Genomic DNA, 12,154 nt, shown 5'->3' with positions numbered 1-12,154 from the left:
AGGCACCCGCATGGGGAAAAATCAACGCTTCAACTTAGGGTCACCTTACCTACGCCGCGTCCGGGATACGGACCGGCCGGTTCTCCCCGGCGGACCCCTGGTGGCAGGATTCGAGGCATGTCAGACCAGCTCCGTGCCCCCGACACGCCTGCGGCCGAAGGCCTCGCCGCCCCCTACGACGCCCTCCTGCTGCTGTCCTTCGGCGGCCCCGAGGGACCCGACGACGTCGTGCCGTTCCTGGAGAACGTCACGCGCGGCCGGGGCATCCCGCGCGAGCGGCTCAAGGAGGTCGGACAGCACTACTTCGGCTTCGGCGGGGTCAGCCCGATCAACGCGCAGAACCGCGAGCTGCTGGACGCCCTGCGCAAGGACTTCGCCGAGCACGGGCTGGACCTGCCCGTCTACTGGGGCAACCGGAACTGGGCCCCCTACCTGACCGACGTGATGCGGGAGATGGTGCGCGACGGCCGCCGCCGCATCGCCGTCCTCGCCACCAGCGCGTACGCCTCGTACTCGGGCTGCCGCCAGTACCGCGAGAACCTCGCCGACGCGCTCGCCACCCTGGCGGAAGAGGGCCTGGAGCTGCCGCGCGTGGACAAGCTGCGGCACTACTTCAACCACCCCGGCTTCGTGCGGCCCATGACCGACGGGGTGCTGGCCTCGCTCGCGGCACTGCCCGCCGGGGTCCGGGACGGCGCCCGGCTGGCCTTCACCACCCACTCCATCCCCGACTCCGCGGCCGACACCTCCGGCCCGGTCGAGGACCACACCGAGGGCGGCGGGGGCGGGGCCTACGTCAAGCAGCACCTCGACGTGGCCCGCGTCATCGCCGACGCCGTGGCGGCGGAGACCGGCACCGAGCACCCCTGGCAGCTCGTCTACCAGTCCCGCAGCGGCGCCCCGCACATCCCGTGGCTGGAGCCGGACATCTGCGACCACCTGGAGGCCCTGCACGCCGACGGCGCGCCCGCCGTGGTCATGGTGCCGATCGGCTTCGTCTCCGACCACATGGAGGTCCTGTACGACCTCGACACCGAGGCCATGGCCAAGGCCGCCGAGCTGGGCCTGCCGGCCGAGCGCTCGGCGACCGTGGGCGCCGACCCCCGTTTCGCCGGCGCGGTACGGGAACTCGTGCTGGAGCGGGCCGCCCGTGAGCGCGGGGAGCGGCCGCAGGAGTGCTGGGTGGGCACCCTGGGGCAGAGCCACGACCTGTGCGCGGTGGGCTGCTGCCCGGCCCGCGCGCCCCGGCCGGCCGCCGCCGGCGCGGACAGCCCGTACGCGTAGGGGGAAAGCGTGATCCCGGAAGACCTGAAGGCCGAGCTGCTGGACGTGGCCCTGGAGGCCGCCCGGCGGGCCGGGGAGCTGCTGCGCGACGGCCGGCCGGCCGATCTGGCGGTGGCCGCGACGAAGAGCAGCCCGATCGACGTGGTGACCGAGATGGACATCGCCGCCGAGAAGCTGATCACCGACCTGCTGGCCGAGCGCCGGCCCGCGGACGGGCTGCTGGGCGAGGAGGGCGCGGACAGCCCCGGCACGAGCGGGGTGCGCTGGGTCGTCGACCCGCTGGACGGCACCGTGAACTACCTCTACGGGCTCCCGAGCTGGGGCGTGTCCATCGCGGCCGAGTACCTGGGCGAGACCGTGGTGGGCGTCGTCGCGGCGCCGATGCGCGGGGAGACGTACCACGCGGTGCTGGGCGGCGGGGCCTGGTCGGGCACCGCCCGGCTGGCCTGCCGGGCGGCCGCGCCGCTGGACCGGGCGCTGATCGCCACCGGCTTCGCGTACGTCCAGACGAGGCGGGCCCACCAGGCCGAGGTCGCCGGACGGATGATCCCGCTGGTGCGGGACATCCGGCGCGGCGGTTCGGCGGCGCTCGACCTGTGCGACGTCGCCGCGGGGCGCCTCGACGGGTACTGGGAGCGCGGGCTGAACCCCTGGGACCTGGCCGCGGGCGAGCTGATCGCCCGCGAGGCGGGCGCCCTGACCGGAGGGCTGCCGTCGGAGCCGGCCTCGGGGGAGCTGGCGCTGGCGGCCACCCCGGCCGTCTTCGCCCCGCTCCAGCGGCTGCTGGAGGAAGCCGGGGCCTGGCACGACTGACCGCCCCCGAGCGCACGGCCGCCCGAGCGCACGGCCGGCGGCGCGCCGCCGGCGGCACCGGGCCCCGGCCGCCTCTCGGCGGCCGGGGCCCGGTGGGTGCGCTGTGAGCTCGGAGGTGCCGTTGGGTCAGGCGGCGGAAACCGGTACGCCGTGTTCTGCGGCGAGTCGCTGGAGGTCTTCCAGCTCGGCCTGTTCCACATCCGCGAGGTAGTCGTCGCCCGTCTCACGGGCCTTGCTGAGGTCCGACTGCGTGGCCTTGATGCGCTGCAGGAGACCCGCGGTGAATGCGTCCATGGTGGGTGCGCCCCCTCTGCGTGGGTCGGCGGCGGAGAGCACGGAGCAGTCCGCCGCGTCAGGGTGTGGTTGGGGTGTGCTCTCGTCCTCCCCGGCACCCTGGGCCCAGAAACCTCGTAAGGCGAGGGAATCCTCACTTCCACCGGGCCCACACGCCGCTTCCACGCCGTACACACGCCCCCGGAGGGCCCTGGGGCCCGTCCGGCGGATCGGGGCCGGACAGGCCCCAGGGGCGCCTTACAGCCGGTTTACGGCCGAAACCGGCAGGATGGAGGCGCAACACACGTGTGCCCCGAGGGGCTCGAAGGAAGGAAACGACGTGCGCGTACTCGTCGTCGAGGACGAGCAGCTGCTCGCCGATGCGGTGGCCACGGGCCTGCGCCGGGAGGCCATGGCCGTGGACGTCGTGTACGACGGTGCCGCGGCGCTGGAGCGCGTCGGGGTGAACGACTACGACGTTGTCGTGCTCGACCGGGACCTTCCGCTGGTGCACGGCGACGACGTCTGCCGGAAGATCATCGAGCTGGGCATGCCCACGCGCGTGCTCATGCTCACTGCCTCCGGTGACGTCAGCGACCGCGTCGAGGGCCTGGAGCTGGGGGCCGACGACTACCTTCCCAAGCCCTTCGCCTTCACCGAGCTGACCGCCCGCGTACGCGCCCTCGGCCGGCGTACCACCGTCGCGCTCCCGCCCGTGCTGGAGCGGGCCGGCATCAAGCTGGACCCGAACCGCCGCGAGGTGTTCCGGGAGGGCCGCGAGGTGCAGCTGGCGCCGAAGGAGTTCGCGGTGCTGGAGGTGCTCATGCGCAGCGAGGGGACCGTGGTGTCCGCCGAGCAGCTGCTGGAGAAGGCCTGGGACGAGAACACCGACCCGTTCACCAACGTGGTCCGGGTGACCGTCATGACCCTGCGCCGCAAGCTCGGGGAGCCGCCCGTCATCGTGACCGTGCCCGGCTCCGGCTACCGGATCTGACCCGGTGGCCCCGACCCCGGCGCCGCCCGCGGCGCCACCGAAACCGACCTGGGACCCCGGCCAGCCCGAGGGTCCCTTCCCTTGGCTGCGGCCGACCATCCGGATAAGGCTCACGCTGCTGTACGGCGGCATGTTCCTGATCGCCGGGATCCTGCTGCTGTCGATCATCTACCTGCTGGCCGCCCAGGCCCTGAGGGAGGGCAACGCGCTCCCCTTCAAGATCGTCGGCGGCCAGAAGGTCGAGGTCTCCAGCACCACCTGCTCCGGCGTGGGCATCGACCAGTCGATCGACCAGTTCAACGCCGCGATCGCGCAGTGCATCCTCGACCAGCGCAAGCACGCCCTGGACGACCTGCTCAGCCGGTCCCTGATGGCCCTGCTGGGCCTCAGCGTCATCGCCTTCGCCTTCGGCTACGCGATGGCCGGCCGGGTGCTCTCGCCGCTGGGCAAGATCACCCGCACCGCCCGCCGGGTGGTGGGCTCCGACCTGACCCGGCGGATCGAGCTGGACGGGCCGGACGACGAGCTGAAGGAGCTCGCCGACACCTTCGACGAGATGCTCGACCGCCTGGAGCGGGCCTTCACCGCCCAGCAGCGCTTCGTGGCCAACGCCTCGCACGAGCTGCGGACCCCGCTGGCGATCAACCGGACGCTGCTGGAGGTCCACCTCTCGGACCCCGGAGCGCCGGTGGAGCTCCAGCAGCTGGGCAAGACCCTGCTGGCCACCAACGAGCGCAGCGAGCAGCTGGTCGAGGGACTGCTGCTGCTGGCCCGCAGCGACAACCAGATCGTCGAGCGCAAACCGGTCGACCTGGCCGAGGTCGCCTCGCGCGCCATCGACCAGGCCCGCGGCGAGGCCCTCGCCAAGGGCGTGGAGATCCGCGGCGAGCGCGCGCTGGCCGTCGTCCAGGGCAACGGCGTGCTGCTGGAGCGGATCGCCCTCAACCTGGTGCAGAACGCCGTCCGGTACAACGTGCCGGAGGGCGGCTGGGTGGAGGTCACGACCGAGGCCCAGCACGGCCAGGCGGTGCTCGTCGTCTCGAACACGGGTCCCGTGGTTCCCGCGTACGAGGTGGACAGCCTCTTCGAGCCCTTCAGACGGCTGCGTACGGAGCGAACGGGCAGCGACAAGGGTGTGGGGCTCGGTCTGTCGATCGCGCGCTCCGTGGCGCGCGCACACGGCGGCCGCATCCTCGCGACGCCCCGGGAGGGCGGTGGCCTCGTGATGCGTGTCACGTTGCCCCTTTGATCCACCCGGGTCCTGTTCGCCGTCAGCGGAACGCGGTAACGGCCGCGGCGGCCGGTTCCTGTGTGATCGATCACAGTGTCGAGTGTCGGGTCATGCGCGTTCTGTGACCCCAAGGTGGCCGGAAAGCCCGGGAAGTCCGGGTTTCCGGCCCCCCTGATGGCGGGAAATACACGGGGTGGCGTTTGTGCAAGACGGCCCCCTGACCGTGTACGGTCCCGCTCGACATCCCGGCCACGGAGTCCTTCGGGTACGCGGCTGGGTGTCGATTGAGTAACAGACCTTGATGTGAGGCAAAATCTCCGCCTCAGGTCGGGCACAAGTCCGGCCTCTCGCGCGTTACGTGCGCTGAGACACCGCTAAATCCCAGAGGGGGAGAGCGACAAAATGGCAACGGACTACGACACCCCACGCAAGACCGACGACGACGTCGACAACGACAGCATCGAAGAACTCAAGGCCCGGCGCAGTGACAAGGTCACGTCGAACGTCGACATCGAGGACTTCGACGGCGCCGAGAGCCTGGAGCTCCCGGGTGCCGACCTCTCCAACGAGGAGCTGGCCGTCCGGGTGCTGCCCAAGCAGGCCGACGAGTTCACCTGCATGAGCTGCTTCCTGGTTCACCACCGCAGCCAGCTGGCGCGTGAGAAGAACGGCCAGCCGATCTGCCGCGACTGCGACTGAGGACGGCCGTGACCGGCTCGACGCCCTTTCGGAAGCGACGCTTCCGGAAATCTGGCGATCCGGAGGCGCAGGCGCGCGCGGTGACCACGGGCCCGGAAACGGGCCCCGCGGACACCGGCGGCCAGTCCTTCGGAACGACTGTGGTGCCGTCCGACACCGCCGCAGCGGTGCCGTCGGCCGCAGTGGCGGACGAGGAGTCCCGGGGCGGGTCCGGGACGCGTCGGATGCAAGCCGTCAAGAACGGTGTGCGCAAGGGCGGCGAGAGCGCGAAGGCCGCCGCCCTGTACATCACCGACCTGATCATCGAGAACGCCCCGCGCGTTCCGGTACGGGACCTCGCGACCCTGCGGGCGCAGTTCCCGGACCTCGGTCCCGACCAACTGGCCGACAAGCTGATCGCCGGGGCCGCCAACGGCACCTCGACCGTGGGCGCCGGCATCGGCGCCGCGGCCATGCTGCCGGTCCCGCCCGCGATGCCGGCGGAGCTGGCCGCGGAGATCACCGCGGTCGCCGCGATCGAGCTGAAGCTCATCGCCGAGCTGCACGAGGTCTACGGGCAGCGCCCGCCGGGCGCCCTGAAGGACCGCAGCCTCGCCTACCTGACCTCCTGGACCCAGGAGCGGGGGATCGACCTGACCAAGCCGACCACGCTGAACGCGGCGCTCGGCGGGCAGATGAAGCGCGAACTGCGCCAGCAGATCATGAAGCGGATGTTCCGCAACCTGCCGAACCTCATGCCGTTCATGGTCGGCGCGGCCGTCGGAGCGGTCATGAACCGCCGGGACACCAGGAAACTCGCCGAGAAGGTCCGTGGGGACCTGCGGAGCCGTGCCGTGCCGTGGGACACCCTCCCCGCCCTGCCGCCCCTGGAGCACCCCTCCGGGGCCCTTCCCGAGGCCACCAGGGCCGCCATCGAGGGACGCCGCCCGGACGGGCGGGGCTGAACCCTGCCGCCGGAGCCGGTCAGGCCTGCGCCGCGGCGGTCTTCGCCGCGCGTACGGCCGCCGCGAGGGCCTGGGGCTCGCGCGTGGACACGTACACGTACGGGGTCGGGTCCGCCGGGTCGGTGACCTCGATCCGGACCGCCGTGGGGACGTAGCTGCGCATCAGCATGAAGGCCCGGGTGTCGGCCTTGTACGTGCGCCAGGCGCGTGCCTCCTCCGCCTCCAGCACCTCGGGTTCGCCCAGGGCCGTCACCGGGATCCGGGCGTCGCCGGCCGCGAGCGCGCCGTTCACCACGCGCACGCGCGCGGAGCCGTACGAGCTCACCAGCATCCCCGTCAGCGCGGCGCCGCCGACCAGCCCCGCCAGCAGCGGCAGGGTGCCGAGCGGCAGCAGCATCAGGGCGCACGCCAGGCCGGTCAGGGCCGCTATGCCCCACCAGGAGCGGGGGGCGGAGAGGCGTTCGTCGTGGTGCGCGGGGGAGGGCTGCATGGGACCTAGCCTCCCACGGGGCGACCGGCGGGTAGCCGCGCGGGTAAGGTCAGCGCCTGTGAGTGGACGAAACACGGCGTTGACGCCCCCGGCCGATGCCTCCGCACCGGTCCGGCACCCCGATGCCCCGGCACCCGGGGAGCTCCTCGGCGCGCACTACGAACACTGTTTCGGCTGCGGCGGGGGCCAGCCCCACGGGCTCCATCTGGAGGCCCGCGCGGGCGAGGGCGTCCGCGTCACCGCCGAGTTCACCGTCAAGCCCGCCCACCAGGGCGCACCCGGTCTCGCGCACGGCGGCCTCCTGGCCACCGCGCTCGACGAGACGCTGGGCTCCCTGAACTGGCTGCTGCGCGTCATCGCGGTGACCGGCCGGCTGGAGACCGACTTCGTACGCCCGGTGCCGGTGGACACCGTGCTGTACCTGGAGGCCGAGGTCACCGCCGTCGCCGGCCGGAAGATCTACTCCACCGCCGTGGGCCGGATAGGCGGCCCGGACGGCCCCGTCGCCGTCCGCGCGGACGCGCTCTTCATCGAGGTGAAGGTCGACCACTTCATCGACAACGGTCGGCCCGAGGAGATCCGGGCGGCGATGTCCGACCCGGACCAGGTCAGGCGCGCACGCGCCTTCGAGGTGAACCCCTGATGTCCCAGAACAACCACGCTCCCGTCGACGTGCTGATCCGGCGCGTCGACCCCGAGGTGCCCATCCCGGCCTACGGTCACCCCGGCGACGCCGGCTGCGACCTGGTGACCACCGTGGCCGCAGAGCTGGAGCCCGGGGAGCGGGCCGTGCTGCCCACCGGCGTCTCCATCGCCCTGCCCGACGGGTACGCGGCCTTCGTGCACCCGCGCTCGGGCCTGGCGGCCCGCTGCGGGCTCGCGCTCGTGAATGCCCCGGGGACGGTGGATGCCGGGTACCGTGGGGAGATCAAGGTGATCGTGGTCAATCTCGACCCGCGCGAGAGCGTCCGGTTCGAGCGCTTCGACCGCATTGCCCAGCTGGTTGTCCAGCGGGTCGAGAAGGTGCGCTTCCACGAGGTGGCGGAACTTCCCGGCTCGGCCCGGGCCGACGGGGGGTTCGGCTCCACCGGCGGTCATGCGGCCGTGGCCGGATCCGGGGCTGGTCAGCAGCAGGGTGGGAATGGCTACGCTTCGGTCGTATCCGACCGGGAAGGACAGTGACGTGTTCGGACGTCGCAAGAAGAACGACTCCGCCAATGACGGCGGCGCGGCCGAGCAGGTCGTGAACGGCGTGGCTGCCGACGAGCAGGCCGGCGACGACTCCGCCGCGCCCCGCAGGCTCAACCTGCCCCCCGCCCCGCGGCCCGACGGCCCGTGGGACGTCTCCGAGGTGCTCGGCAATCCGGCCGACGGCCGGGTCGACCTGGGCGGCATCCTCGTGCCCGGCGTCGAGGGCATGGAGCTGCGCGTCGAGGTCGCGGGTGACGCGATCGTGGCCGCCACGGTCGTCCTGAACGACAGCGCCGTGCAGCTGCAGGCCTTCGCCGCCCCCAAGAAGGAGGGCATCTGGGGCGAGGTCCGCGACGAGATCGCCTCGGGCATCACCCAGCAGGGCGGCATCATCGACGAGGTGGACGGCCCGCTGGGCTGGGAGCTGCGCGCGCAGGTTCCCGTACCGCTGCCCGACGGCCAGACCGGCGCCCAGCTGGTGCGCTTCGTCGGCGTCGACGGCCCCCGCTGGTTCCTGCGCGGCGTCATCTCCGGCCAGGGCGCGGTGCGTCCCGAGTCGGCCGGCGTGCTGGAGCAGATCTTCCGGGAGACCGTCGTCGTCCGCGGCGACGGCCCGATGGCCCCGCGCGACCCAATCGTCCTGAAGCTGCCGAACGACGCCCAGATGGTGCCGGACGGCGTGCAGACGGCCGAGGAGCAGGAGGGCTCCCGCTTCTCCGGCGGCATGGGCCAGCTGGAGCGCGGCCCGGAGATCACCGAGGTCCGCTGACCGGGACCCGGCCCCATCCGAAAGGCACGGCCCGAGGGCGTCTTTCCGGCCCGCGGGCCCCGTTCCCCCAGGGGGCGGGGCCCGCGGGCCTTCGCGCGCCCGGGGCACCGGCGGGCGCGTCAGGGATGCGTCAGGGATGTCCGGCGGACGCCCTTTCGGTACGTGAACAGCGGGAACGTCCCAGAGAATGAGCGCATGGGACGCGGAAGGCTAAGGATCCACCTCGGCGCGGCACCCGGTGTGGGCAAGACGTACGCCATGCTCTCGGAGGGCCACCGCCGGGTGGAACGGGGCACCGACTGCGTCATCGGCTTCGTCGAGCACCACGGGCGGCCGCGCACCGAGGTGATGCTGCACGGCCTCGAACGGGTGCCCGGGCGGGAGCTCTCGTACCGCGGGGCCGCCTTCACCGAGATGGACGTGGACGCGGTGCTCGACCGGCGCCCCGCCGTGGCCCTGGTGGACGAGCTCGCGCACACGAACGTCCCCGGCTCGCGCAACGCGAAGCGCTGGCAGGACGTGGAGGAGCTGCTCCGCGCCGGGATCGACGTGGTGACCACCGTCAACATCCAGCACCTGGAGTCCCTCGGGGACGTGGTGGAGAAGATCACCGGGGTGCGCCAGCGCGAGACCGTGCCGGACGAGGTGGTGCGGCGGGCCGACCAGATCGAGCTGGTCGACATGTCACCGCAGGCGCTGCGCCGGCGCATGGCGCACGGCAACATCTACCAGCCGGACAAGGTCGACGCGGCCCTCTCGAACTACTTCCGGCCGGGCAACCTGACCGCGCTGCGGGAGCTGGCGCTGCTGTGGGTCGCCGACCGGGCCGACGAGTACCTCAGGCAGTACCGGGGCGACCACGACATCCGCTCGGCCTGGCAGGCCCGTGAGCGGATCGTGGTGGGCCTCACCGGCGGCCCCGAGGGCCGCACCCTCATCCGCCGGGCCGCGCGGATGGCGGCCAAGGGCTCCGGCAGCGAGGTCCTCGCCGTCTACATCGCCCGCAGCGACGGGCTGACCTCGGCCTCGCCCAAGGAGCTCGCGGTGCAGCGGACCCTGGTCGAGGATCTTGGTGGAACGTTTCATCATGTGATCGGCGACAACGTCCCCGAGGCCCTCCTCGCCTTCGCCCGGGGGGTCGACGCCACCCAGATCGTGCTGGGCTCCAGCCGCCGCAAGGCCTGGCAGTACGTGCTGGGGCCCGGGGTGGGCGCCACCGTCGCCCGCGACTCCGGGCCCGACCTCGACGTGCACATCGTCACCCACGACGAGGTCGCCCGGGGGCGCGGGCTTCCCGTGGCCCGCTCGGCGGCCCGGCTCGGCCGGCCCCGGATCGCGGCCGGCTGGGTGGTCGGCATGGTCCTCCCCGTGCTGCTGTGCGCGCTGCTGACCAACATCGACGCGGACCCCGGCCTCGCCAACGACATGCTGCTCTTCCTGGCGCTGACGGTCGCGGCCGCGCTGCTGGGCGGGCTCTGGCCGGCGCTGGCCTCGGCGGCCTTCGGCTCGCTGCTGCTGAACTACTTCTTCGCGCCGCCGCTGCACCGGTTCACCGTCTCCGACCCCAGGAACATCATGGCCATCGCCGTGTTCTTCGGGGTTGCCGTATCGGTGGCCTCGGTGGTGGACCTCGCCGCCCGGCGCACGCACCAGGCCGCCCGGCTGCGCGCCGAGTCCGAGGTCCTGTCCACCCTGGCCGGGAGCGTGCTGCGCGGCGAGACCGCCCTGGACGCGCTGCTGGAGCGGGTGCGGGAGACCTTCACGATGGAGTCGGTGGCCCTGCTGGAGCGGGCCGGCGAGGTGGAGCCCTGGACCCCGGCCGGCAGCGTCGGGCCCCGGCCGGCGGACCGGCCCGAGGACGCCGACGTCGACATGCCGATCGGCGACCACATGGCCCTGGCCCTGTCCGGGCGGGTGCTGCCCGCCGACGACCGCCGGGTGCTCGGCGCCTTCGCCGCCCAGGCCGCCGTGGTGCTCGACCGGCAGCGGCTCGTGGGGGAGGCCGAGGAAGCGCGCCGGCTGGCCGAGGGCAACCGGATCCGGACCGCCCTGCTGGCCGCCGTCAGCCATGACCTGCGTACGCCCCTGGCCTCCATCAAGGCCTCCGTCAGCTCCCTGCGCTCCGACGACGTGGAGTGGTCCGAGGAGGACCGGGCCGAGCTGCTGGCCGGGATCGAGGAGGGCGCCGACCGGCTCGACCACCTGGTGGGCAACCTGCTGGACATGTCCCGGCTCCAGACCGGCACCGTGACCCCGCTGATCCGGGAGATCTACCTCGACGAGGTGGTCCCGATGGCGCTGGGCGGCGTACCGGAGGACAGCGTGCTGCTCGACGTGCCGGAGACCCTGCCGATGGTGGCGGTGGACCCTGGGCTGCTGGAGCGGTCCGTGGCCAACGTGGTGGAGAACGCCGTCAAGTACAGTCCCGCCGGAGAACGGGTCCTGGTCGCGGCCAGCTTCCTCGGAGACCGGGTGGAGGTCCGCGTCGTCGACCGCGGGCCCGGGGTCCCGGACGAGGCCAAGGACCGGATATTCGCCCCCTTCCAGCGGCACGGCGACGCCCCGCGCGGCGCGGGAGTGGGCCTGGGGCTCGCGGTGGCCAGGGGCTTCGCCGAGGCCATGGACGGCACGCTCGCCGCCGAGGACACCCCCGGCGGCGGGCTGACCATGGTGCTCACCCTGCGGGCGGCGCCCTCCGGCGGCCCGCCGGACCCCGCCGGAACCGAACCGACCGAAGCCGGGGACCTCCCCGAACGACAGAAAGCAGGTCCCCGATGACCCGGGTGCTCGTGGTGGACGACGAGCCGCAGATCGTCCGAGCCCTCGTGATCAACCTCAAGGCGCGCAAGTACGAGGTCGACGCGGCCGCCGACGGGGCGGGAGCCCTGGAACTCGCGGCCGCCCGCCACCCCGACGTGGTCGTCCTCGACCTGGGCCTGCCCGACATGGACGGGGTCGAGGTCATCAAGGGGCTGCGCGGCTGGACGCGGGTGCCGATCCTGGTGCTCTCCGCCCGGCACAGCTCCGACGAGAAGGTCGAGGCCCTCGACGCGGGCGCCGACGACTACGTCACCAAGCCCTTCGGCATGGACGAGCTGCTGGCCCGGCTGCGCGCCGCCGTCCGCCGGGCCGAGCCGGCCGCCGGGACCGGCGAGGACGAGGTGGTCGTCTCGACCGAGGGCTTCACGGTGGACCTCGCCGCCAAGAAGGCGGTGCGCGAGGGGCGCGACGTACGCCTCACGCCCACCGAGTGGCACCTGCTGGAGGTGCTCGTGCGCAACGGCGGGAAGCTGGTCAGCCAGAAACAGCTGCTCCAGGAGGTCTGGGGGCCCTCCTACGGGACCGAGACCAACTACCTGAGGGTCTACATGGCCCAGCTGCGCCGCAAGCTGGAGGCGGACCCCTCGCACCCCCGGCACTTCATCACCGAACCGGGCATGGGGTACCGCTTCGAGAAGTAGCGGGG

13 protein-coding genes are annotated in these 12,154 nt (G+C 72.9%); 11 read left to right on the top strand and 2 right to left on the bottom strand.

The genetic code is table 11. The annotated features are described in order from the left end of the window. Positions 1-117: 117 nt before the first annotated feature. The gene (locus ACZ518_RS22005; protein WP_469114688.1) at positions 118-1,284 is read left to right on the top strand and encodes a ferrochelatase; all 1,167 of its coding nucleotides are present in this window, start codon (positions 118-120) and stop codon (positions 1,282-1,284) included. A gap of 9 nt (positions 1,285-1,293) precedes the next feature. Beyond that, a complete protein-coding gene (locus tag ACZ518_RS22000; RefSeq protein WP_469114687.1) occupies positions 1,294-2,097 on the top strand; it encodes an inositol monophosphatase family protein in 804 nt (267 codons plus the stop codon). Between the two features lie 126 nt (positions 2,098-2,223). Here the strand turns inward: ACZ518_RS22000 and ACZ518_RS21995 are convergent, their stop codons facing one another. Further along, positions 2,224-2,391, bottom strand: a complete 168-nt coding sequence (locus ACZ518_RS21995; RefSeq protein ID WP_164720975.1) for a hypothetical protein — start codon at positions 2,389-2,391, stop codon at positions 2,224-2,226. 319 nt (positions 2,392-2,710) lie between these two features. On the opposite strand from ACZ518_RS21995, the gene ACZ518_RS21990 reads away from it, so the two are divergent. From ACZ518_RS21990 to ACZ518_RS21975, 4 genes are all read left to right on the top strand, one after another. Next, positions 2,711-3,364 carry a response regulator transcription factor gene (locus tag ACZ518_RS21990; protein ID WP_007267046.1) on the top strand — a complete coding sequence of 218 codons (654 nt, stop codon included), beginning with the start codon at positions 2,711-2,713 and terminating at the stop codon, positions 3,362-3,364. A gap of 4 nt (positions 3,365-3,368) precedes the next feature. Next, positions 3,369-4,613, top strand: a complete 1,245-nt coding sequence (locus tag ACZ518_RS21985) for a sensor histidine kinase (RefSeq protein WP_469114686.1) — start codon at positions 3,369-3,371, stop codon at positions 4,611-4,613. Between the two features lie 384 nt (positions 4,614-4,997). Beyond that, positions 4,998-5,294 (top strand): DUF4193 domain-containing protein, encoded by a 297-nt coding sequence (locus tag ACZ518_RS21980; protein ID WP_469114685.1) that lies wholly within the window; start codon positions 4,998-5,000, stop codon positions 5,292-5,294. Positions 5,295-5,302: 8 nt separating this feature from the next. After that, complete coding sequence (locus ACZ518_RS21975; RefSeq protein ID WP_469114684.1) at positions 5,303-6,238, top strand: hypothetical protein; 936 nt, start codon at positions 5,303-5,305, stop codon at positions 6,236-6,238. A gap of 19 nt (positions 6,239-6,257) precedes the next feature. Here the strand turns inward: ACZ518_RS21975 and ACZ518_RS21970 are convergent, their stop codons facing one another. Continuing rightward, positions 6,258-6,728: a DUF3093 domain-containing protein gene (locus ACZ518_RS21970; RefSeq protein WP_469114683.1), complete on the bottom strand. Its 471-nt coding sequence runs from the start codon at positions 6,726-6,728 to the stop codon at positions 6,258-6,260. A gap of 58 nt (positions 6,729-6,786) precedes the next feature. On the opposite strand from ACZ518_RS21970, the gene ACZ518_RS21965 reads away from it, so the two are divergent. The 5 genes from ACZ518_RS21965 (at position 6,787) to ACZ518_RS21945 (ending at position 12,149) form a co-directional block, all read left to right on the top strand. Beyond that, positions 6,787-7,371 carry a PaaI family thioesterase gene (locus ACZ518_RS21965; RefSeq protein WP_469114682.1) on the top strand — a complete coding sequence of 195 codons (585 nt, stop codon included), beginning with the start codon at positions 6,787-6,789 and terminating at the stop codon, positions 7,369-7,371. Further along, positions 7,371-7,910 carry a dUTP diphosphatase gene (gene dut / locus ACZ518_RS21960; protein WP_469114681.1) on the top strand — a complete coding sequence of 180 codons (540 nt, stop codon included), beginning with the start codon at positions 7,371-7,373 and terminating at the stop codon, positions 7,908-7,910. Before ACZ518_RS21965 ends, dut begins: the two co-directional genes overlap by 1 nt. Position 7,911: 1 nt before the next feature. Beyond that, positions 7,912-8,688 carry a DUF3710 domain-containing protein gene (locus tag ACZ518_RS21955; RefSeq protein ID WP_469114680.1) on the top strand — a complete coding sequence of 259 codons (777 nt, stop codon included), beginning with the start codon at positions 7,912-7,914 and terminating at the stop codon, positions 8,686-8,688. A gap of 195 nt (positions 8,689-8,883) precedes the next feature. Further along, positions 8,884-11,466 (top strand): DUF4118 domain-containing protein, encoded by a 2,583-nt coding sequence (locus ACZ518_RS21950; protein ID WP_469114679.1) that lies wholly within the window; start codon positions 8,884-8,886, stop codon positions 11,464-11,466. Next, positions 11,463-12,149 carry a response regulator gene (locus ACZ518_RS21945; protein WP_469114678.1) on the top strand — a complete coding sequence of 229 codons (687 nt, stop codon included), beginning with the start codon at positions 11,463-11,465 and terminating at the stop codon, positions 12,147-12,149. Before ACZ518_RS21950 ends, ACZ518_RS21945 begins: the two co-directional genes overlap by 4 nt. The last annotated feature ends 5 nt before the right edge of the window (positions 12,150-12,154 follow it).

The organism is Streptomyces sp. NPDC033966 (assembly GCF_055575955.1).
Note: the sequence above shows the minus strand (reverse complement) of the source record. Positions and strands in the feature narration are given on the sequence as shown.